The sequence below is a fragment of the Streptomyces stelliscabiei genome (genome assembly GCF_014873495.1).
Lineage (GTDB): Bacteria > Actinomycetota > Actinomycetes > Streptomycetales > Streptomycetaceae > Streptomyces > Streptomyces bottropensis.
Map to the genome: position 1 here is coordinate 1 of NZ_JADBGF010000003.1, position 22,076 is coordinate 22,076.

The 22,076-nt window shown below is 69.5% G+C and carries 16 protein-coding genes and 1 CRISPR repeat array; of the genes, 13 read left to right on the plus strand and 3 right to left on the minus strand.

Annotated elements, in window-relative coordinates; translation table 11 throughout:
• Window positions 1-1,089 precede the first annotated feature (1,089 nt).
• A CRISPR array of direct repeats spans window positions 1,090-1,541; the repeat unit is 25 nt; unit sequence GGACAGACCCCCACGCGTGTGGGGA.
• 1,271 nt (window positions 1,542-2,812) lie between these two features.
• The 11 genes from H4687_RS45640 (at window position 2,813) to H4687_RS48670 (ending at window position 14,905) form a co-directional block, all read left to right on the plus strand.
• Window positions 2,813-2,953 carry a hypothetical protein gene (locus tag H4687_RS45640; RefSeq protein WP_159026106.1) on the plus strand — a complete coding sequence of 47 codons (141 nt, stop codon included), beginning with the start codon at window positions 2,813-2,815 and terminating at the stop codon, window positions 2,951-2,953.
• A 215-nt stretch (window positions 2,954-3,168) separates the two neighbouring features.
• Window positions 3,169-6,030, plus strand: coding sequence for a CRISPR-associated endonuclease Cas3'' (locus H4687_RS45645; RefSeq protein WP_046914087.1), 2,862 nt, complete (start codon window positions 3,169-3,171; stop codon window positions 6,028-6,030).
• Window positions 6,031-6,665: 635 nt separating this feature from the next.
• Complete coding sequence (gene casA / locus H4687_RS45650; RefSeq protein ID WP_233443632.1) at window positions 6,666-8,261, plus strand: type I-E CRISPR-associated protein Cse1/CasA; 1,596 nt, start codon at window positions 6,666-6,668, stop codon at window positions 8,259-8,261.
• A 61-nt stretch (window positions 8,262-8,322) separates the two neighbouring features.
• Window positions 8,323-8,985 (plus strand): type I-E CRISPR-associated protein Cse2/CasB, encoded by a 663-nt coding sequence (locus H4687_RS45655; RefSeq protein WP_005477211.1) that lies wholly within the window; start codon window positions 8,323-8,325, stop codon window positions 8,983-8,985.
• 1 nt (window position 8,986) lies between these two features.
• Window positions 8,987-10,177 carry a type I-E CRISPR-associated protein Cas7/Cse4/CasC gene (cas7e, locus tag H4687_RS45660; RefSeq protein ID WP_005477209.1) on the plus strand — a complete coding sequence of 397 codons (1,191 nt, stop codon included), beginning with the start codon at window positions 8,987-8,989 and terminating at the stop codon, window positions 10,175-10,177.
• Entirely contained in the window at window positions 10,174-10,965 is a 792-nt protein-coding gene (gene cas5e / locus H4687_RS45665; protein WP_005477207.1) for a type I-E CRISPR-associated protein Cas5/CasD, read from the plus strand. Before cas7e ends, cas5e begins: the two co-directional genes overlap by 4 nt.
• On the plus strand, window positions 10,962-11,672 hold the full coding sequence (gene cas6e / locus H4687_RS45670; protein ID WP_046914085.1) for a type I-E CRISPR-associated protein Cas6/Cse3/CasE: 711 nt from the start codon (window positions 10,962-10,964) through the stop codon (window positions 11,670-11,672). Before cas5e ends, cas6e begins: the two co-directional genes overlap by 4 nt.
• Window positions 11,673-11,719: 47 nt before the next feature.
• Complete coding sequence (locus tag H4687_RS47870; RefSeq protein ID WP_046914084.1) at window positions 11,720-13,306, plus strand: integrase catalytic domain-containing protein; 1,587 nt, start codon at window positions 11,720-11,722, stop codon at window positions 13,304-13,306.
• Window positions 13,303-14,169: an ATP-binding protein gene (locus H4687_RS45680; RefSeq protein WP_046914083.1), complete on the plus strand. Its 867-nt coding sequence runs from the start codon at window positions 13,303-13,305 to the stop codon at window positions 14,167-14,169. Before H4687_RS47870 ends, H4687_RS45680 begins: the two co-directional genes overlap by 4 nt.
• A 69-nt stretch (window positions 14,170-14,238) precedes the next feature.
• The gene (locus tag H4687_RS45685) at window positions 14,239-14,412 is read left to right on the plus strand and encodes a hypothetical protein (protein ID WP_159026078.1); all 174 of its coding nucleotides are present in this window, start codon (window positions 14,239-14,241) and stop codon (window positions 14,410-14,412) included.
• Window positions 14,413-14,557: 145 nt separating this feature from the next.
• Window positions 14,558-14,905, plus strand: a complete 348-nt coding sequence (locus H4687_RS48670; RefSeq protein ID WP_225968472.1) for a hypothetical protein — start codon at window positions 14,558-14,560, stop codon at window positions 14,903-14,905.
• Here the strand turns inward: H4687_RS48670 and H4687_RS48345 are convergent.
• The gene (locus tag H4687_RS48345) at window positions 14,866-16,779 is read right to left on the minus strand and encodes a tetratricopeptide repeat protein (protein ID WP_050399414.1); all 1,914 of its coding nucleotides are present in this window, start codon (window positions 16,777-16,779) and stop codon (window positions 14,866-14,868) included. The two genes, H4687_RS48670 and H4687_RS48345, sit on opposite strands and share 40 nt — an antisense overlap.
• A gap of 1,004 nt (window positions 16,780-17,783) precedes the next feature.
• Here H4687_RS48345 and H4687_RS45700 point away from each other — a divergent pair.
• Window positions 17,784-19,322: a hypothetical protein gene (locus H4687_RS45700; RefSeq protein ID WP_192781853.1), complete on the plus strand. Its 1,539-nt coding sequence runs from the start codon at window positions 17,784-17,786 to the stop codon at window positions 19,320-19,322.
• 271 nt (window positions 19,323-19,593) lie between these two features.
• Here the strand turns inward: H4687_RS45700 and H4687_RS45705 are convergent, their stop codons facing one another.
• The gene (locus H4687_RS45705) at window positions 19,594-20,250 is read right to left on the minus strand and encodes a hypothetical protein (protein ID WP_046914081.1); all 657 of its coding nucleotides are present in this window, start codon (window positions 20,248-20,250) and stop codon (window positions 19,594-19,596) included.
• Window positions 20,251-20,465: 215 nt separating this feature from the next.
• On the minus strand, window positions 20,466-21,497 hold the full coding sequence (locus H4687_RS45710) for a hypothetical protein (RefSeq protein ID WP_046914080.1): 1,032 nt from the start codon (window positions 21,495-21,497) through the stop codon (window positions 20,466-20,468).
• A 191-nt stretch (window positions 21,498-21,688) separates the two neighbouring features.
• On the opposite strand from H4687_RS45710, the gene H4687_RS45715 reads away from it, so the two are divergent.
• Window positions 21,689-21,952, plus strand: a complete 264-nt coding sequence (locus tag H4687_RS45715; RefSeq protein ID WP_046702854.1) for a helix-turn-helix domain-containing protein — start codon at window positions 21,689-21,691, stop codon at window positions 21,950-21,952.
• Window positions 21,953-22,076 lie beyond the last annotated feature (124 nt).

Sequence of the window (22,076 nt, forward strand, 5' to 3'; positions counted from 1 at the left end):
TGCGACTTCTCATTTCGGTATCACCATCAGTTCTCACTTGGATGCCATGCATCTCTGCTGGTCACAGCACAGAACCGGTGACATCAGGTGAAAAGGCTTGGTGACATTGATTGAGAATCTCCAGCGCAGTGAAATGAGAAGCCCAAAGGAATGGCCGTCTGACCTGCAGTTTTCTATCCCAATCTTATTGGATGCTCGGTTCGGCGACCGGTCGTCCGGCGGTGCCTTGGGGCATGTTCGCTTGGGGCATCGAGTGGCGCGGCTCTGCTGGTCGTTCGCTGTGCGGCCGGCTCAGGTGTCGCGCGCTTCGGTGTCCGGAAGATTCGGGTGTGCCTGCCGGTGGCCGAGCGGGGCAGTGCGGGGGAAGGGAGCGTGCCACGCGTGGGGATATTTCGGCTGCCTGGGTGAGGGCTGTTTTGCCACAGTGGGGGAGTGGCTGATGAGTTTCGGTTCGTGGCGCTGCGTGCCTTCGCGCGGCCGCCGCGTCTGCTGGTGGTGTTGCCGTATGTCGAGGCGGAGTGGGTGCATAGGGCGGTGGTCTGGGCGCGCTGAGCCAGGTCTGGGGCGGTTGCGCGGGGACCGACGGCAGGGCAGCGGAAGCCGAACGGGCGCCACCGTTTCAGGTCGGCCGTGGGGCATCGACGGCCACGGCGCCCGAACGTACCGGTAGGCACTGACCTCTCGCGCGTAGGGAGAGAACAAAAGCCCAGCCCAGCCTGGGGCGCTGACCCAGCCAGCTCGCCCCCAGGGCCAGTGAAGTGCGCCCTGCCAGCGACGCGGACGGATCGACCCCGCACTTTGGGGACGACGACCCTCGCACTCGAAGGGGAGCGGGTGTGCGAGCTGCTCCATACGGCGGGCTGACCCCCACAAGTGTGGGGAAGACGAGTCGTCGTGCACCCCGCAGAGCAGCATCAGGGAACGACCCTCACGCAGGTGAGGAAGGACATCGCCCCGATCAGCGTCATCGACCAGGCTGGCAGACCCCGCGTGTGCGGGGAAGACGTCATCCGGCGCACCGTGCTCTGGATGTCCGACACACCCATGTGGGGAAGTCTCTCCCACTGATCGACAGGCCCCAGTGAACGACGACAGACTCCCACGCGTGTGGGGAAGACGCGCGGAGCGGGTCCCAGACGGTGTCGGTCCCGGACAGACCCCCACGCGTGAGGGGAAGAGGTGGCGTCGGGCCGCGGCACGCCGAGGTAGCAGGACAGACCCCCACGCGTGTGGGGAAGACACCGTCATCACCGTCGGCATTGTGGTTGCCGGGGACAGACCCCCACACGTGTGGGGAAGACACGTCGACGACGAGGAGTAGTCCTCACCGCCAGGACAGACCCCCACGCGTGTGGGGAAGACGCTGAGACCGTGCGCGAACTCGTCTCGACCCGGGACAGACTCCCACGCGTGTGGGGAAGACCGCGAGCGGGAGATGCAAGCGGCATACCGTCAGGACAGACCCCCACGCGTGTGGGGAAGACCGTCCAGGGTGTGCCGCGGGAAAGTACAGCGGGGACAGACCCCCACGCGTGTGGGGAGGACCCTTGCTGAACTGGAGTTTTGAAGATCGACACGTCGTCTTTCCCTGACTTTACATGCGTCGTGTTCGGCGCCAGACCTGCGTGCCAACGCTGTGGCGGGGGCCGGTGCGAGGGCGTCAGTGGACTGGGGCACGGTGATGCGTGCATCCGGTACCAAGGCCTCTTGTCGCTCCGTGCCTTGAGACGGAGACGGCGGGCTTGCTCGATCGTCCTCCTGGCCGAACGGGTGGGCCGACTCGGCCGGGGGTACATCGACTGCTGGCTGGCGGCGACGAGTTGCTCGCGGTCTCCGGCATCCGCTCCGTAGTCGCCCCTGCTCGTGCCGACGCGTGCGCTCCTCGGACAGGAGGCAACGGGTGCACGTACTCAGGCAGGCAGAGACGACTGTCCACACCCCACGCCACGCGTGGGGAAGGCGCCGAGGACGACCGAGCCACCGACGAGGTGCAGGACAGGCCCCCACGAGTGTAGGGAAGACGGCGGCGAGGTAGGAGGCTTCGGCGTGGAGCAGGACAGACCCCCGCGCGTGTGGGGAAGACTCCAGCCTGTTCTGGGCTAGGCCTGCGGAGTTGGACAGACCCCCACGCGTGTGGAGAAGGCCCTTGCTGAACTGGAGTTTTGAAGACCGGTAGGGCACGTTCTGCTCACTTTGCATGACCTGGCCGTGCTGGTGAGGGCCGTTGCCTGGAGGCGGTTGCCTTTGGTGGTGCGGCCTGAACTGCCCGGCCGGTAGAGGGATTTGGTTGCATCGGTAGCGCGGTGGTTGCGCTTACCTGTTGGGCTTCTCCCGTTGGGCGCGGGTTGACCCGGCGGCGTTGCTGGCGGGCGGGTGCTGAACGGAGGGTGTGGGCTTGATGCGGATGGATACGAGCCCTGCGGCGGCGCGCCCCTCGCGGTCACTTTCGGAGCTCCCGCGCGAGCCCGATCCCGTGCGCGGGGGAGGCGTCACTTGATCGCCTGGAGCGTGTACGACGGCGGAGAAACCCCCACGCGTTTGGGAAAGGCGCCTCATCTCTGGACGCGGATACGGCCTGGCAGGACCTACCCCCACGCGTGTGGGGAGGACTTCTACACCGAGCCAGAAGCGGTCGCCACGGTGGACAGACCCCCACGTGTGTGGGGAAGGCAGTTCACCGTCGAAGGAGCGCGGGATGCGGGGGGAACGACCCCTACGCACGTGGGGAGGGCGCCCCGCTGGTATCCCGTCTTTCCTCGCGTGCTGGACAGACCCCCACGTGTGTGGGGAGCCAAGGTGGGCTGGACCGGGTGTGCGCAATTCACCGACGAACCCCCACGTACGTGGGGAAGACGGCGACTACTTCTTCGGCAGCCGCGAGGAACTGGGCAGACCCCCACCTATGTGGGGAGGGCCGCGCATCGTCCAGCTTGCCGCCCTGCTGTACGGCTGATCCCCGCGCGTGTGGGGAAACGGGGCCCTGAGCGGCCCGTGATGACCAGCAGGGGCGCACCCTCACGGGGATGAGGAAACCGGTGAGATCGAATCGTAGGCTACACCCTGACCTCCCAAGGCCGCGTACGGGGGGAGATGCTCTACATGCGGCAGGATGGGTGAAACACCCCTGATTCCAGGGTGGGTTGACGTAGAGCGGAGCGGGAGCATTCGGTGGGGGTGCGGGAGGATGCCCGGCGCGACGGAATCAACCTGTCGCCGTGGGGCAAGTTCGACCGCGGAGAGCGGGCGGTGTATGCGCTGCTGTTCCATCTGCTGGATGTCGCGGCGCTCGCGGGTGCGGTCTGGGACGGGTACCTGACCCGCGGCCAGCGCCGGCTGATCGCCGCCGGACTGGGGCTCACTCTGGCTCAGGCGCGCTGCCAGGTGATGTTCATCGCCGGCCTGCACGATCTAGGCAAGTTGTCCGCGTTCCAGGAGCAGGAGGCGCATCCCTGGGCGCGGGTCAGTGACACGCTGCGCAGCGACACCTGTAACTGGCCGCGTATGCCGCATGAGCGGGCGTCCATGCACAGTGTGCTGCAGCTGCTGGCCGAGGCAGGCTATCCGGCGGACACTTCCGACAGCCCCGGTGTGTTGATTGCGCAGATCCTGGGCGGCCATCACGGCCGGTTCCTGCAGGTCGACATCGATGGCGCAGCCAAGGCATCTCGAGTCAACCTCGCCCTGGGCGGGTCGGCCTGGCAGGACGTGCGCCGCCGCTACTTCGCCCTGTTGCGTCATCTGACCGGCGCCACCGCGGTGCCGGCGGACGTGTCGGTGCCGGCGGCCGTGCTGATCACCGGGGTCGGCGTCATCGCGGACCGGCTGGCCAGCCAGCGCCACTACTGGCTGCCCAAGGCCCAGGCGCCGGCCTTTGGCGCCGGCGAGCACTTTTCCCTGGCCGTCCGGGACGCTCCCGGCGTGGTCGAGGAGTCCGGGCTGGTCCGTATCACTCTGCCGCAGGTGCCGTTCACCCAGGCGCACGGCGGCCTGGAGCGGCCGAACGCCCTGCAGGCCTCGGTGATCGGGCAACTGCCCGCCGTGGTGGGGGAGAAGGGGCCCGGCATCCTGGTGGTCACCGATGCCACCGGTGGCGGAAAGAGCGTCACCGCGCTGGAAGCAGCACGGATCTTCAACGCCTCCGGTGACACCTCAGGCATTCTGTGGCTGCTGCCGACCATGGCCACCACGGATGCCGCCTACGACCTCCTCGAGGCCTACGTTGCGGCCCACCATCCCGAGCACGCCCCGGTCTCCCTGGTCCACAGTCACAGCTACAACAACACCGCCTACACCGACCACCGCCTGGCCGCCCGTGAACCCTCCACCAGCGACGCCTACTGGCCCGACAGCGACGACGGCTACGGTGATGAGGGCAGGCCGACTGCGGGGGAGCGGCCCGAAGAACGCGTCACGGTGCCCGACGGCTGGCTGCGCGGCTGGGACAGGGCCCTGCTGGCCCAGTTCACCGTCGCCACCCACGACCAGGCCCTCATGGCCGCCCTTCCGGTCCGCTTCAGCGCCCTGCGCATGTTGGCCCTGTGCGGGCGGACCGTCATCGTCGACGAAGTCCACGCCCTGCCCCCGTTCATGCGGCAGACACTGTCCCGGCTGCTGCACTGGCTCGGCGCCCTGGGCTGCCCCGTGGTGCTGCTGTCCGCGACTCTGCCCGGCCACATCAGCAGCCAGCTCGTGCGCAGCTATCTCGACGGCGCCGGCCACCCGCACCCCGCAACAGCCCACCTGGACTGCCGGCCCCCCTACCCGGGCTGGCTCTACGCCGCCGCCTCAGACGCCTCCCTCACCCGCATCGACCCAGCCGCGGCCGACGCCCACGCCGACCGCCACCGCCGCCGCGCCGACCTCCGTCTCCACCCGGTGCGCCACCCCTCCTGCACCGACCCCGAGGACGCCCCGGCCCGCGAGAGCCGACTGGGGCGCATCACCCAGGAGATCGCCCCCGTCGCCCGCTCGGGCGGCTGCGCGGCCGTCTACTGCGCCACCATGGCCGACGCCCAGACCACCTACGCGCACCTGACAACCGCCCTCAACTGGCCGGACGGCGGCCCCGACGGCCAGCTGCTCCTGCTGCACGCCCGCCTGCCGGGCTTCCAACGTGAGGCCCTCACCCGCCGCGTCCGCACCGCCCTGTCGGCGACCGGCGAGCGCCCTCGAAGGCTGGTGGTCATCACCACCAGCCTGCTGGACATGAGCCTGGACGTCGACGTTGACGTCATGGTCAGCGACCTGGCCCCCCTGCAGACCCTCCTGCAACGCCTGGGCCGCCTGTGGCGTTTCGACCACATCAAGCGGCCCGACTGGCTCTGCGGCGACGTCCCCCGCCTGATCGTCCTGGAGCCCACCGACCACCGCGGCCGCACCCTCCTGCCGCCCGCCTGGCGCCCGTTGGACTCCCCGTTCCTGCCGCTCGCCACCGCCGCCTACCTCGCCCGACGGCCCGAACAGCCGCTCACCCTGCCCGACGACGTGCAGCAGCTCGTGGAAGCCGTACACGGAGACGCCGACGCCCTCGCCCGCACCGACGCCGCCCTGCGCCGCAGCCACACCCTGCACCAGGCCCGCACCCGCACCGAGGAACACCACAGTGCCCTGCACCTCGTGCCGGCCTGGCACGACACCCTCTCGCTGTCCGACCTGCACCGCCAGAACCTGCACCCCCGCGAGGCCGCCACCCGCCTGGGCGCCATGCCCCGCCGTCTCCTGCCCGTCTACCGCATGTCCGGCGGCCGCCTCACTCTGGACGCGGCCGGCACCCGGCCGCTGCCCGAGCACCGCAAACCGACCACCGCCCAGATCCGCACGATCCTCCAGCACACCCTGCCCGTCCCCGCCGCCTGGGTCGCCGGCCGCACAAGAGACCACCACATCCCCGCCTCCTGGCGCAGCCACGCCCTCCTCGCCGACCTCGTCCTGCTCCCGCAGGACGCCGGCGACCCCTCCCGGCCGGTGCGCTTCGGCCGGCACCGTCTGCACCTCGACGACGCCCTGGGACTCGTCCACACCGAAGACTGAGCCGCTTCCCGCCTCACACCGCCCGCCCGAACTCCCCTCACGGGCATCGCCGCTGCAGGAAGGCCGGATCTTCCTGCCCGAGGCACGCAGCAGCGCGATGCCAGAAGACAGAAGGCGGCGAATTCTCATCCCAGGCCGCCAGGGCTTCTCATCCGATGCCACCCTGCCGCTAGCTGGGGCCAGACAGGAATGCCTGACATCTGAGCGAGAACCGGCGGTGACACTGAAATGAGAAGTGACAGTTGTCGCACCGTCGGCACGGATTGAGGAGTGCGGTCCGGAAATGACTTACGTTCAAAAAAGGGGAACCGACCGGTAATTTTCGGCTGAACTATGTGGTTCGGAAGCTGCTTGTCTATAGCTAATATGGAAACGCGGAGCCGGACTGACGTTCGAGTCCGGTCTCGCGCGCCCTGCCTGCTGCGCTGTGTGCACCACACCCTTGGTGTCCCCGTGTAGCCGGGGCGGCACGTCGGTGTGGCCTGACCCGGCCCGCGCCCTGACAGTCTCCCCTTCCTTCTCTTTCCTGCCGCCCTGATGCGCCCCCGGCGTCATAGCGTGCGCAGAATTCCCGCCCCGGCGCACGAATCTTCCCTGAAGTCCCTCTTTTGTTCGCACCCTGCAATGGATCCTGTGTGTCTTCCCCGCGTTTTGAGACCGACAAAGAACCGTGTATTCCCGTCCTCTTCCCGGACGGGCACCAGGAGGAGCTGGGATGGCGGGACGTGCTGCTGCGCGCCCACCTCATCAAGGACCTGGCACTTCCCGTCCCGCCGGCGGCATCTGCCGTCTTGCGCCTACTCGTGGTCATGGCCGCACGGGTCAGCGGCCTGGACGCACGAGGACCGGGGCGCATGACGGCACGTCAGTGGGCTGCCCGCCGAAGGGAGTTACTGGCGCATCCCGCCGGGTTCGACCCCAACGCCGTTCACGCCTACTTCGACGCCTACATCTGGGACCTGTTCCACCCGGCGCGGCCGTTCCTGCAAGACCCGAGACTGGCCAGCCAGTGCCCGCAACGCGCCGGCGTCAACAAGCTGGTCTTCGGCCGTCCCGAGGGCAACAACCTTTCCTGGCTCAGCCCGCATACGGACACCAACCCGCAGCCGGTGCCCAGCGCCCAGGCGCTGTGGCACATGCTCATCCACCACTACTACGGCGCGGCCGGACAATGGTCCGTGCGCACCGTAGGCGATCGCTCCCTCAACCGGGCTAAAGCCGGCCCACTGCGCTCGAGTCTGTCCTTCCACCCCCTGGGCCGGACCCTGTACGAGACCCTCCTGGCCGGCATCCCCAAGCCCGACTCGTCCTGGCCGGACACAGTGGACCACTGCCCGTGGGAGGAACCGCTGCCCCACCCCGACCCCGACGACGACGGTGACCCCGTCGAGGGCCCGGACCCCGATACCGCGCCGCCGCCGGTGTCCTCACCGGGCCGTCTGCTGACCGGCCGCTCGCGTCACGCCGTCCTCCTCATCCCCGCACCGGACGGACGCCACGTGACCGACGCCTACCTGACCTGGGCCACCCAGAAGAAACTCCCGGCCCTCGACCCGTACCTCATCCATCACTTCCATGCGGACGAACCGGTCACCCGACGCCACCGACCACGCCGCGCGGACGCCGACCGGGCCCTGTGGCGCGACCTGGACGCGCTGCTGCTGGCGGGCGACGAGGACGACCGCAAAGGCACCCAGGCAAAGAGCGGAAAAGGCCGCTACACCGTCCAGCGACCCGACGCCTTCACGACCCTCAACGACCTGCCCCCCGACCTGCGCGCCGCCCTGCGGGTGCGGGTCTACGGATTCGACCAGGACGGCAAGACCACCAACCGCACCTGGTACACAGCCCTGACCCCGCCGATCTGGCCCTGGATGCAGGAATGCGACCCAGCCGCGACCGAGCGGATCGCCGCATGCCGCAAGGCCGCCGAAGAGATCGGCGCCCACCTCGACAGCCTCTCCCAGGAAGCCTGGAAGCAGACCACCAACGCCGGCAGCCCCCGCCACCTGCCGCCCTGGACCCGCAGCGCCCGCACCCTGTACTGGCCCCGCGCCGAGGCCACCTTCTGGAACCTGCTGAACGAACCCGCCCGCAGCGCCCGCGCGGCGTTCGCCGCGGACGCCATCGACGCCCTGCGCACCGCTACCCGCCCGGCGATCGCCCAGCACTTCCGCGCCGCGGAAGCCGTCGCCACCGCCCTGGCCCAGCTGCGCCTGCGCAGCCGCTGATCCTCCCTCACCACATCCCTCTGCCCACTCTTTCTTGCCGCCTTCGGAGGCTGCCGCCCCTATGCCCGTCACCACCGCGCAACGCCGCGCCCACTACGACGACTTCGTCCACCAGGTCATCACCCTGTGCGCGGTCAACGGCATCCGCGCCGACCTCAACTCGGGCTTCGGACGGCCCGTCGCAGAGTGCTCCCGGATGCCCGAGCACCTCACCCGGCACATCGCCGGCTTCGGAGCACGCCGCGCCCACTACACCGTGGCCGCACTCATCGCCCTGCACCCCGACCTGCCCCACGAAGAAGGCCCCTACCAGCCGGAACAGCCTGCCCCCGGCAAGGACCAGGACGCCACCACACCGACCGCGAACACCGCTCCAGCATCCAACCCGTCGGGTCCGGCACCGGCGGCGAGCACGGCTGAGCGGCCCTGGCGCCGCCGTCCCGATCTCGGCACCCACCTCGCCATCGCCGTGGCCCGCTACGGCTTCAAAGAAGCCACCATGACCAACCGCGTCAAAACCCTCACCCGGCTCGACACCTCGCTGCTGCACCCGAGGCTGTGGACGCTGACCGGCCACCTGAACAGCCGCGGCGCCGCCCGCCTCGACTTCGCCGTCCTGCTGGAGGACCTGGCCTGGTGGGACGACGACCACCTCGAGACCGCCGCCCGCTGGCGCGAGAACTACTTCCTCACCCTGCACACCCTGACATCCAAGGAGCAGTGACATGACCGCCTACGCCCCCGCCCGCTACGCCGACTTCCACATCCTGCACCCGCTGCCCGCCTCCCTCCTCAACCGAGGAGAGGACGACCTGCCCAAGACCCTGCAACTGGGCGGCGTAGTCCGCGCCCTGGTGTCCTCGCAGTCCTGGAAGCGGGCCGTGCGCCTGCGCCTGGAGGACGTCCTGGACGAGCACGCCGCCCGCACCCGCATGCTGCCCCTGCGGGTGGCCGACGCCCTGCGCGCGGCCGGCTGGCCCCCCGACCTGGCCGCCTTCGCAGGAACCCAGATCGTGCGCTCGGCCACCACGGAAGGCCTCAAGACCGAGGAAAACCAGCGCGGCATCACCTCGGCCACCCTCTACCTGCCGCGCGACGTCCTCGACGACCTCACCGACCTGTGCACCGAACACCGCCCGCACCTCGAAGAAGCCCTCGCCAAGGAAACCGCCGCACAGACCGCCCCGGCCAAGGGCACCCGCAAGAAGCCCAAGGCGGAGGCCGTCCTGCCCACGCCCAGGGTTGCTTCCGTGATCCGCCGGCGCACCGCGACCATCAACCTCTTCGGCCGCATGCTCGCCGAGGTGCCCGACGCCCACGTCGACGGCGCCGTGCAGATGGCACCCGCCTTCACCGTCCACGCCAGCTCACCCCAGCCCGACTACTTCACCGCCGTCGAGGACTGGGCAGCCCCGAACGAGGCCGGCAGCGCCCACCTGCAGACCGCGTTCTTCACCACCGGCCTGCTCTACCGCTACGCCACGGTCAACCTCACCGAACTGACCCGCAACCTGAACGGCGACCACGAACAGGCTCTGCACCTGCTGCGCCTGTTCGCCGACGCCTTCATCGACGTCATGCCCGGCGCGAAGAAGACCTCCACCGCCCCGCACACCTACCCCCACCTGGTCCACTACACGATCCGCGACCGCCGCCCCGTCTCCTACGCCGCCGCTTTCGAGCAGCCCGTCAAGCACGCCCCCGGCGGCGGCTACACCGCCCCCGCCGTCACAGCCCTGTCCGAGCACGCCGCCGGGCTGAACCGGCTGCTGGGCACCCGCCGCCTCGTCGGCTGCGGCTACGCCACCCTGCACCCCGGCCCCGTCGACCACCTCGGCACCGCCCACGCCGGCCTCGACGACCTCATCGACGCCCTCACCAAAAACGCGGCCCTGCCCACCGGTACCCCCGTATGAACGGCATCCTGCTGCGCCTGGCCGCACCGCTGATGTCGTTCGGAGAACACGCCGCCTTCCACTACCGCGACACTCTCCCCTTCCCCTCCCGCTCGGCCCTCATCGGCCTGTTCGCCGCCGCCGACGCACGCCCCCGCAACGAAGCCCTCGCCCCCGACCCGGCCACCGGCAAAACCCCCTACACCGACCTGACGTTCACCGTCCGCGTCGACCGCCCCGGCACCCGGCACACCGACTACCACACCGTCGGCGGCGGCCGCCCGCACCGCCAAGGCCTGCGCACCAGCAGCGGCGCCTACCGCCCCCGCGAGAAGTCCACCCTCATCACCAAACGGGTCTACCTCGCCGACGCCGTCTTCACCCTCGCCGTCCAAGGACCCGACCCGTTCCTGGAACACCTCACTCAGCGGCTCGAACAACCCGCCTTCGGCCCCTACCTCGGCCGGCGCGCCTGCCTCCCCAACGAACCCCTCGTCCTCGGCGGCCCGCGCCCCGACCCCGTCGGTGAACTCCTCCACCACGTCCCGCTCAGCCTCACCACACCACCCCGCGCAGACCAGGCCACCGTGCCTGTCGCCTTCGTCTGGGAACACCCGCCCTCCCACGTGCCTGCCGCGCGTAGCGAACGCGAAGTCGCCGATGTCCCCCATGACTTCACTCCCACACGGCGCTTCCACAAGACCCGCCGCACCTGGCACACCACCGAACCCCTGCCCGCCGCCCTGTACGCCCCGCCGCCCGCACTCACCGAACTGACCGCCTACATCCGCCAGGACGCCACCCCGTGACCAGCACCCCAACCGCCGCCCTCGCCACCACAGCGACACTGACCCGGATCCGCCTCAACCGCCGCAGCCCGGCCGCCCGCCGTGACCTGGCCGACGCCGTCAGCCTGCACAAGAGCGTGATGCTCCTGGCCCCCGACGACCTCGGCGAAAACCCCCGGCAGCAGGCCGGCCTGCTCTTCCGCCTGGAAGACGCCACCGACGACACCCCACCCACCCTGCTCGTCCAGTCCCACCAGCCGCCCGACCTCACCCGCCTGCCCCACCACTACGGCACCGCCGAAACCCGACCCCTGCACCCCATGTTCCAGGCCCTGACCCCCGGCCGAGCGGTGCGCTACCGCATCACCGCCAACGCCAGCGCCGCCCGCCGCGTCCTGGACGACCACCACCCCGTCGACAACAAGCACGGCAGAAAAGTCGTCGCGCTTCACGGCGACGACGCCCTCGCCTGGTGGCAGCGCCGCGCCCACCAAGCCGGCCTCACCCTGACCACCACCGACATCACCCCCGCCCGCTTCCCCCGCACACGCCGCCGCGCCGACAAGCCCGGCGAACAAGCCCACTCTCCCGGCCCCATGCACGCACTGACCCGCTTCGACGGCCTGGCCACCATCACCGACCCCCACCAGCTCAGCCACGCCCTACTCACCGGCATCGGCCGCGGCAAGCCCTACGGCGCCGGCCTGCTCACCCTCGCCCCCGCCTGACCCACCGCCCCGACGCCCACCACCCCAAGGAAGCCACCCGAACACCCGTGCCAGCCATACCACCACCCACCGGCCCCTACGACCTCACCTCCCTGCGCGCCGCCGCCGTACGCCGACTGCTGCGCCTGCGCGCCGCAGACCGCCTCGCTCACCACGATGTCCGTACCGTCGCCGCCGGGTTCGACGTCCACTGGCGCACGGTGCGCCGATGGATGGACAACGCCGACGCCCACCACGGCACCTACACCCCCCAAGGCCGCCGCCACTTCACCCTCACGCCGGCCATGCATGAAGCCCTGGCCCGATGGAACGGCAACGCCGCAGCTACCTACCGCGAACTCGTCGCCGACGGCATCTTTGGCAACCCGCCCCGCGTATCCCAGGCAACCTTTTACCGCGCCGTAGACCGGGAACTCAGCCCCGGCCAGCGTGTCGCCCTCAGAGGGGGTGAAGCCGCCCGCCGCCGACACGATGTGCACGCCTTGCGCCCCCACGGCAACCGCAACGACGTCTGGGAGACAGACCACGTCGAAGCCAGCGTCTTCGTCAACGTCGACGGGCGCCGCCGCAAACCCTGGATCACCTGGTTCATCGACCACACCACCGCCGTCATCTGCGGGCTGGCCATCACCCCCCACCAGCCCAGCCAGGACGCCATCCTGGCCGCCGCCCGCGACGCCATCCTCTGCACGGATCACCACCGGCCCTTCGGCGGCATCCCCCGCAAGATCCGCACCGACCGCGGCCGTGACTTCCTGGGCAAGTGCGTGGACGAGGCGTTCAAAAAGTTCGGCACCGAACTGATCGTCCTGCCGCCCTACAGCCCCCACCTCAAAGGCACCGTCGAAGCCATCAACGGCGCCGCCAAGCACATGCTGTTCAAAGGACTGCCCGGCTACGCCCACACCCCCCGAAGCCGTCGCGACCGCCGCGGCCAGCCCCTGTGGGCCCTGGACGACCTCCTCGACTACGAAACCTTCATCACCGTCGTCCTGGACTGGGTGGACTGGTGGAACAACGACCACACCATCGCCCGCCTCCACCGGCGCACCCCCGCCCAAGCCTGGCACGCCGACCTCACCCCCATCGACACCCTCGACCCCGCCGACCTGCACACCTACACCCTCACCGACGGCGGCCCACCCCTGAAAATCACCAGCAAGGGCGTCCGCTGGAAAAGCGCCTACTACGTCGGCGACTGGATGCACGGCCACTCAAGCGCCGGCGAGATGGTCCGCCTGCGCCACGAACCCCACCACTACCACCGCGTCGAGCTCTACGACGCTCACACCCTCAGCTACCGCGGCTCCGCCTTCCGCAGCGACGAGATGAGCCCCCGGCAATCCCGCGCACTACGCAACGCCCGCCGACGCGAAGCCGACCGCTACGCCGCCAAAGCCCGCCGGGCCCGCAAGAACGCCAACCCCCGCTACGCCGCCACCAGCATCGCCGCCGCGCCCGAGCCCCTCAACCGGCTCACCGCCAGCCAGGCAGCCGCCCAGCTACGCGAACTGCAGACACCGGAAGGTCACCTGCAGGCCGAGGCCCGGCCCGACCTCCTCAACCGGCCCCAGCCCGACTCCGCCCGATGGACGAAACCCCGGCCCGGCCCCAAGCCCCAGGACACCGAGTGACCCACCCGACCACGCCCGAGAACCAGCCGACCGCCGGCCCGAACTACCACTACATGGGCCTGCCCGGCGCCCGCGCCATGCTGACCCAGGCCAGCGCAGAGACCTACGCCAACCTCGTCACCAGCCTCAACGCCGACGCCGGCAAAGGCGCCATCATGTGCGTCCACGGCGGCGTCGGCCTGGGCAAGACCTTCGCCGTCAACAGCCACCTCGACGACCTCGCCCCCCACACCACCCTGCGCATCAAAGTCGGCTCCGCCAAAATCCAGGCCCTGCGCGCCGCCCTGTACAAAAAGCTCGACCTACCCGGCGAGGCCCCCCTCAACAGCACCCGCTGCGAAACCATCCTCAAGGAAGCACTGTCGGAAACCCCGCGCGTCCTGGTCGTCGACGAAGCCCAGTGGCTCGACACACGGGCCTTCGAATTCATCCGTGAGCTCTGGGACGACGAGGACACCCGCCTCGCCGTCGTCATGGTCGGCGCCGAAACCTGCTACCAGAAGATCAAGAACCGTCCGGCGCTGGATTCCCGCATCCTCGTCTGGCAGCGCTACAAGCCCCTCACACCCGCCGAAGTCCTCACCATCATTCCCGAGTACCACCCGCTGTGGGCGGACGTACCCGCAGAGGAATTGCTGTGGATCGACGACGTCGCCTGCCACGGCAACTTCCGCCAGTGGGCCAAAATCACCTACCTGCTCTGGGAACAGCACGACGGCCCCGGCTCGAAGAGAGCTGGCAGCACGCCTCCGACGAACCCGCCCACGCCGCACGGCGCGGCCACACCGCTCCTTCCCTACAGCCGGGACCTCGTGCGCGCCGTCCTCAGCCGCCTCGACCCCACCCAACGTCACACCGACTGAAGCGCTGCTCCGGCGTCTCGGCGCATCCGCACCGCCACCGGAGCTGGCGGTGCGGCAGGGGAACTTTTCATGTCCACGCTTGTGCTGCTCGTAGGCCTGCTCTTCGGGCTGGTCGGCCTGATGCTGTTCGGCGGCCTCGTCTATCTTGTACACCACCATCCGACCTGGGCTGTGCCGATCGGCGTCGGCCTGGCCGGACTCACGCTCATGGGCACCATGATCACAGTGATCACCTCCCGATGATGGACGTCGTGTAGCCCGGCGCACTGGCGGTGCACCGCTCCCCGGGATTGGTGGAGGTTCTATGCGTTGACTCCAGCCGCCGGTTGGGGCTGGCATTGAGCAGCTCTCGTGGGGGAATGTGAAGCCGGACTGGCGGTCGGCGAGCGTGGGCTCGTTCGACGAGAGCAACCGTCTCGTCGGCGTGAGCTTGGTGCTGCTGCTGCGGCCGTTGCCGAAGCCGAAGCGGTATTTCGCCTACCTGTCCGGCGCTGGCGGCGAGGCCGTCGAAGTCACTGATCCGGCTGTCGCAGTGCAGAGGGCGGCGACACTGCGGCCCAATGCAGCAACAGGGCATACTGACACGCGGCTGCGGTTGGTGGCGGTAAGCCGGCATCAACTTCGACTCGGCGGCTACGAAATTCCGCGCAACCTTTGTAAGGGACGGGTTGACCAGTGCGGGCGTCGAGATTTGCGTCAGGTGGCCGCCGTGGTGACTGCCCGCGTCAGAGGATGACTGCTGCCCAGCGCCCGAAGGCAGTCCTCCTGTAGTGCGGCCAACATAACCGCAGCCGGCTGTGCGCCCTGCGTGCGGCGTGCGACCAGGAGTTGGTCATATCGGGTTGCCAGAGTGCGAGGGTGGGAGGCGCCGTGGAAACGCTCTTGATCACGGAGTACCTCTGACAGGACTTCCAAGGCCCTTTCCGGCTCACCGGTCTCTGCCAGGAGCTTGCCGAGTTGATGGCGGGTGCTCAGAGTGCGTGAATGCAGACCGAGAACACGCTCCTGGTCGCCCAGGACAGCCTGCAGCGTTCGGATGGCCTGGTGAAGGTCACCGGAACGGGCGACCAAGAGCGCCAGTTCGAAGCGGGTGCTGAGGGTGTGCGGATGCGCTGCGCCCAGAATGCGCTCCTGGTCCTCGAATAGCTCGGTGATGCAGGTGAGGGCTTCGGAGGTCCGACCGAGGTGGCCGAGAGTTCGGCCCAGTTCCTGACGCGCCAGCAGGACGTCCACATGAGCCGATCCCAGGGCTGCCGTCATGGTGGGGAGCAGTTCCCGAAACAGGTGCAGTGCCTGCGAGGCGTCTCCGCTGTCGCGCAGAAACCTGGCTCTGCTGCTACGGGTCACCAAAGTTGCCGTATGACGGGGGCCCAGGACGCGCTGTCGGTCCGAGGCGAGACGATCGAGGAGAACGACGGCTTCCGAGAGCCGGCCCGCCTCAGCGAGGTACCGCGCTATGTCGTGGCGTGCAGCGAGGGTGTCGGGGTGATCCGGGCCGAGCAGAGCATCACGCTCCTGGTGCAACTGGCGCAGCAGGCGTACGGCTGCCAGCGGCTGTCCTGCATTGCCCAGGGCGATGGCGTGCGCATAGTCGGCATCGGGAACCCCATGCCGGCGGGCTGTGTCGAAAGCTCCCAGCGCGATGGACGGCCGCATCAGGTCTACAGCGGCCCAGCCGACGTCGAAGGCCTCCTCCGGCGCTATAGCAGCAAGGAGTACCTCCCAGCTGTTTTCCGGTATGGCCGACAGTCCGGGAAGATCGATCAAGTAGTCGAACGCCAGATAGCGGCCCTGGTCAGGCAGCAGAAGGCTACTTGCCCCCTGCACCGGCGCGGTGGCCCACGCCAGCGCGTCCTCCAGAGGCTCCGGACGCAGGACGGCTCCGCCGCGAGCGGACAGGTAGATCTCGTGCAACGGCACCAGCAGCGATGCGTCCACGGGCCGGTGCAAGCCCATACGCCGACAGTCGACGGCGGCGGCGACCAACGCGGCACCGCGCGGATGCTCACCCGTGTGCCAGGCGTGCGTCCAGTCGTTGAGCAGTTCCGGACCTGCCGCCAGCACCTCGGCGATCCCGAATCGATCGGATGCCTGAGCCGCCGCCTTCAGCCGCGGATCCCGATCCGCTTCCCGGGCCCGCCCGACCTCCTGCGGTGACCACAGACGATCCAGCTCCACCGGTTCTCCGGCATGGAGCAGCACCTCACGGCCGGCCCGCCAGGTTGCTGCGTCGGTGACGTCACGCTGCCGCGCGCTGTACCTGTCGTACTCCTTGCTGCGCATCGACGCCAAGAGCACCACCTGCCGTTCCGGACCAGCGAGCATCGCTTTGACCATCTCCAGAGTGATGCCTCCGGCTCGCAGAAACTGGTCGAATTCGTCGAACCACACCACACAACGCCGGGTCCCGCTGACAGTGGAAGACAGCGTCTGCAGGTCGTCCGACGGCCGCGCCTGCAACAGGGCGAATTCGGGAACAGCCATGCGCATGGCCTCGTAGGCCAGCCGGGACTTGCCGGCCGTCGAGTCACCCACGATCAGGACAAAGCCCCCCTGCCGGATCCGCCGCACGACGTCGTCGAAGCGGTCTCGCTTGACGAACGCAGGCACTCGGGTGGCCCCCTGACGGGCGCTACGACGCAACGCCGCAGGATGGACCCCCAAACTGATTGGATCCACCGCGTCCCGCACACGCATCGTTCGAGCGGCCAGCTCTCTCCCGCGGGCCGCAGCGGCGTGACGTTGCTGACGGTGAGCCGAGAGAGCAGTCCGCGTCTCATCGGCGAAGACACCGGTCACCGCAGCGGCAACAGCAGCCACGGCAGCCGTCCAGCCTGCAGGCAGCCAGGCTGAGGTTGCCAGTGCTGCGCCCGCCCCACCCGCCGAAACGCCGAGCAGGATCACCCACAGGCGAAGCGACCGCCACACCCTGCCCTCCACCATCACGGACGGAACGGCACGCCGTCCCACGTACACGTCACATGCCGAACACGGACGGCCTCACCCATATTGAAGCGCAACAACCGAAGTTGGACCCCAACAGGAAGAAAAATGCCTGATCCGCACCAGACTTGCCCCACTGGGCGAGGGCGTACCCCGATGTCTTCGGATGGCAGCAAGACGATGACGGCAGTGCCGCGGCACCCGCCTCATGACGCCCTGCGGCGGGGCTCTACCGGCAATTTCCAAGAGGCCGGGCCTCACACGCGGCCGCTCAGTGGCCAGCCTCCGGGCGCGGGAAACAGCTCGGTGCTGATCATCTCGACGCGCTTCCAGCGCAGACAGGACCGCTTGCCGAGCGGTGAGTCCGTCATCCGGCCGGTATGTGGGGCGGCCAGAGGCAGGCGACGCTGAGCTCCCCGCGTGGAAGAACCGGCCCAGCGTCCGGGGATCATCCCCACGTGCGCGGGGAACAGGCTTCTTGACCTGCGGCTCTAGGCGAGACGAAAGCGGTTGGTGAGCGCTTCCGCGGACTCCAACAGTCAGGGCGTACAGACAGCCAACGATCACTGCATGCGTCACTCCTTGGCCAAATTCTCCCGGTGCCCGCTCTCCTCACCGACCGTTCGGCCAAAGCTGCGGCTGATGTCCGTGCCCCATGTCAGGCTGTCGGCGTGATCATGCAGCCCCCTCACGACGCGGCCGACTTCGCCTTCAGCCCGACCGACGCCCTGGACATACCCGTCGTCGTACGCGACTTCAGCTCGCTGCGGCGGCCCTCCGAACCTTTGTGGAGGGGTGCCACACAGCCGTGGCCGGGGGTGGCCGACATGCCTTCGTACGGGACCTACCTGGCGACCACGACCTGGCGGCAGGTCCTCCTCGCGGCCAAGGGCGTCGGGCGCGACCTGACCCCGTGGCTGCGCCGCACCCCCTGGCTCGCCGTCAACGAGCTCATCTCCCGTACCGCCCCCCTCCAGGCCTACCTCCAGCTCAAGGACGTGCCCGCACCCGCGCCCGCGGCCGGCCGCAGGCTCTTCGTGAACGCCCTCTACCAGTACGGCAGTGAGCGCAGCGCCCACTCCGCCTTCGGCTACCACTTGGGCATGACGATGGCGCACTGGCTCTGCGCCGGGATGGCCGGCCTGGGAAGCACCTGGCATCTCGAAGCCCGAGGTCCGGGCGGCCTGCCCGGCTTCACCGACCCGGCTGCCAAGCTGCCCGACCTGTGGGGCAACCACCACGCCGCCGGCCTGCCCTGGCTGATCGAGGCGAAGGCAGCCCGTGCACTCGGCGCAGGGGTGCTGAAGAACGGGAGAATCCAGCTGGACGGTGGCAGCGCCCTCATGCCCGGCATGGCACACCGGCAGGTCCTCTGCGGCACGTCGCTGCCCGGCAATAAGCCCGGCAAGTGGGAGCAGGACCACCTGTTCCTGGCCCTGCATACGGCCCACCTCCACGGCGGGCCGCAGACCGGCGCCTCCCCGGCCGGCAGTCCGCAAGGCGACGCGGAGGATTACGTCGCCGATGACCCCGAGGCCCTGATGGCCGTCACCCGGCAGCAGCTCCTGACGTACCAGGCCTTGGCCTTCGGGGCCGTGGAGCAGCGGCGCGTCGTCCCGATGCGCCGCGACCGTACGGAGCGCGGGCGTCACCGCACCGGTTCCCTGACACTGCTGGAACACGACGAATTCACCACCGGCCTGCGCCGTCGGCTGCGCGCGCAGAAGGTGGACACCGAGGGGAGCCTGGCGTCGCACACGGACGCCACCGCGTTTATCGCCGCCCGCATCCCCGGCACCGGCATTCACCTCGGTCTCTCCCGCCGCCTCTACGCGGCGTGTGAGGCCCTGTTCCTCCAGCTGACCGACATGCCCGACACCGTGGCCTTCGCCGACGGCCCCCGCCTGAACGACCCCGGCTTCGGTCAGGACCAGGACGACGACGAGGCCCGCGAGCAGTACGCGCGTCGGGCTCGCCAAGCCCACTACGAGCAGGAGCAGCGGTACCGGACGCGAGTTCGTGAGGCGGTGAGCACGGCCTTCCGGCTGGCTGAGGAACACCCGGAAGACAGCTGGCTCACGGACCCGCCTCTTCCCGTACGCGTGGACGACCCCGACAAGCCCCTGCTCCTCGAAGCCGCCACGGCAGAGAGTTACCTGGCCCTCGAGCCGACCGACCCCGTCCTCTCCACGGCGGGCCGCACCGCCTGAGCTTGTTCGTCGTCCACCAGGATCTGTCAGGCCTGCCGATGGCCTCTGGGGGCTCGGGGCGTTTGCCGGCCTGGCCGACGTCGTCGCTGAAGCACGCTGGCTGCCTCGGTGGCGTTGCGGGTTGCCGGGCAACTGGATCATGGAGTGAGGCCGCTACAGGCACCTCGCCACGACGCGTCCCCGGGCTCGTGAACGCTGGTGCAGGGGCGGACGAGGATTCTGGGGTGGTTTACCGGCCGCAGGTTCTGGAGCGGCCCCAAGTGCTCGGTGATCAGTTGGTGCCGGGCTGGTCCTTGACTGGGGCCGTCGCGGTTGCGGCCGGTTCCGGGGTGCCGGTGGTGGTGTAGTAGACGGAGCTGCCCTGCTTGGTGCGTTGGGCGTGACTCTTGGCGACAAGTCCTTCGACGGTGGTGCGTACGACGGTGGTCTTGATGGCGCGGTCGGGGTGGGCCTGGCCGAGTGCGGTGGCGATTTCCGCTGCGGAGCGGGGTTCGCTCTGATCGGCGAGGTGGCGGCGGATCAACTCGACGAGGGTGGTCTGGGCCGCCTTCGCTGCCGTCGCCTTGGCTGTGGCCTCGGGCTTCTTGGCGGCTGGCTTCTTGACCGCCTCGCCGCTTTGCGTGGCGGCAGTCTTCTTGGCCCGTACCTGCTTGCCCGCACCGGGCTGCGCGGTGGTCTTCTGCCGCGGTACCGAGGGCGTTGCCGCCGCTTCGGGGGCAGGCTGCGCGGCGGTGTCTGTGGCGCCAAGTGCCTTTTGCATGCTCGTCAGCACGGTGTGGTCGTGTTGCAGGGCGACCAGTTGTTCCTGCAGCGCGTCGATTTCCGCGCCGATGCGGTCCTGCTCCTTGGCATTGCGCTCAAGGTCGCTTGCCACCTGTGCCGTGTATTGCGATGTCAGTTCGGTAGTGGCGGTCTGGGCGTCAGGCATGATGCTGGCCTTTCCTCGGGGCGCGGCCGCAGGCTGAAGCAACCCCCAGAGCGAGCGCCTGGGCTGGGCGGTGATTCCGCAGGGCTTGATTGAGTCATGGGTGGCCGCACATGGTGCAGTCTGTCCCTGTGTAGCGATAGTACGTGCGGGCGGAGCTGGTTGTTCCGCTCGGGCGATGTCCTGCGCTCAGCCGCCCTGTCATCCACGCACCGCAGTCAGTGCCGTCGAGGCTCACTGGCCCTTGCTGTGCCGTGCTGTTGAGGCAGGTGCCAGAAGACCTCGTCCGTTTCGCGGTCGTGGCGCCAAATGGTCAGTGTGCGTGTTGCCGTCAGCCGGTCGAGGAGTTCGGCGGCCTGGTGGGGCGAGTGTCCGCACAGGCGGGCGAGCACAGTCATGTCGGTGTTGCCGGCGCCCCCCGAGGTGTGCGAGGCAAGGGTCAGTGCGGTCAGCTGCAAAGCTGCAGGCCGTCCGGTTGGCGGTGCCAGGGGAGTGGGGCGCAGGGCCCAGTGTGCGGCGCGGGCCCGGGCTCGGCTGCCCGGTTGCTGGGAGAGGACTGCCGCATCGAGCAGCTGCGCCTGCGTACGCGGATACGTACCCGCCGTGCGGCGTAGCCAGCGTGTGTGTTCCAGTTCCTCCCACAGCTCGCTGCGGCCGTGCAGCCGCATGCCGCGCAGCAGGCCACCGGGAAGCTGGACACAGCCGTGGGTGTCGGAGCGCAGGGCGCACTGCAGGGCGAGCAGGCGGGCGGCGGGGGAGGTGAACTGGGGGAGTGCCGCTGCCAGATAGGTGAGCATCTCCCGCACGCGGGTGCGTTCGGCCGGGCCGCCCGGCGGCTCGGGCCGGCACCGAGCGCGTCCGGGAGGGCGCGGGGCGAGGAGAGTGGCGGGGACGACGGCCGTGTGACTGGTGGCGGCCGCGCAGGCGGCGCAGGCGTCGGCGAGACGCCAGGTGCGGCCGCTGCGGTCGCGGGTGAGGGTAAGGAGCACCGGTCCTGCGCAGCCGCGGTGGCGGGGATGCCACTGGCAGCCGCGTGCCCTGCACTGGCAGGTACGCAGATGCCCCGGCAGAGCGTCGGTGCGGGCGTGCCGGGCCAGATGGGTCAGGGCCGCGGACCGTGCGGAGGCGGCCTGCACGGGGTGGCCATGCAGTGTGCAGCGAGGACAGGCCAAAGCTGGTCCGCCCGGCTGCGGGCGCAGCTCCACCGTCCAGATGCGCTGCACCGTGGCGTGCGTGCTGGCAACGCGCATCGACCCGTTGCCCTCCCCTCCGAATCCGTGCTGTCCAGGTGCCGTGCCCTCCCAGTGCAAGAGCGGGAGTCGGCCGCACCGTAGTGCAGATCCCTGCCCTCCCGCAGTGTCGAACCGTCCGTCGTCCACCCGCCTCGATAGTGCAGAAACCCGCACTGACAGGGCAGGGGTCTGCACCGTCGGATGGTGGAGTGACGATCTTGCCGCCCGACCCCGACCTCACAGCGCTGCGCGTGACACTGGCGCGACTGAGGGACACGCGCGGCTGGACCTTCGACGAACTCGCCGCCCGCAGCGGCCTCGCCCGGCGCACCCTCATCGACCTCGAACACGGCCGCACCACCGGCAGCGTCACCACCTGGCACGCCCTCGCCCACGCCTTCGACGTCCCCATCGACCACCTACTGGGCCCCATCTGCGACAACCACACCCCACCCGGCACCCCCGACTCCTGACCGCACTACCCCCGCTCGCCCACCGTTTTACGATTCACCCGAACCGGCGAGCACACCTCGAACCTGCGCACGCCGACCGGCTTACGCGTTCGATGCCGCTGGGCCGCCCGGGGGACACGGCCCT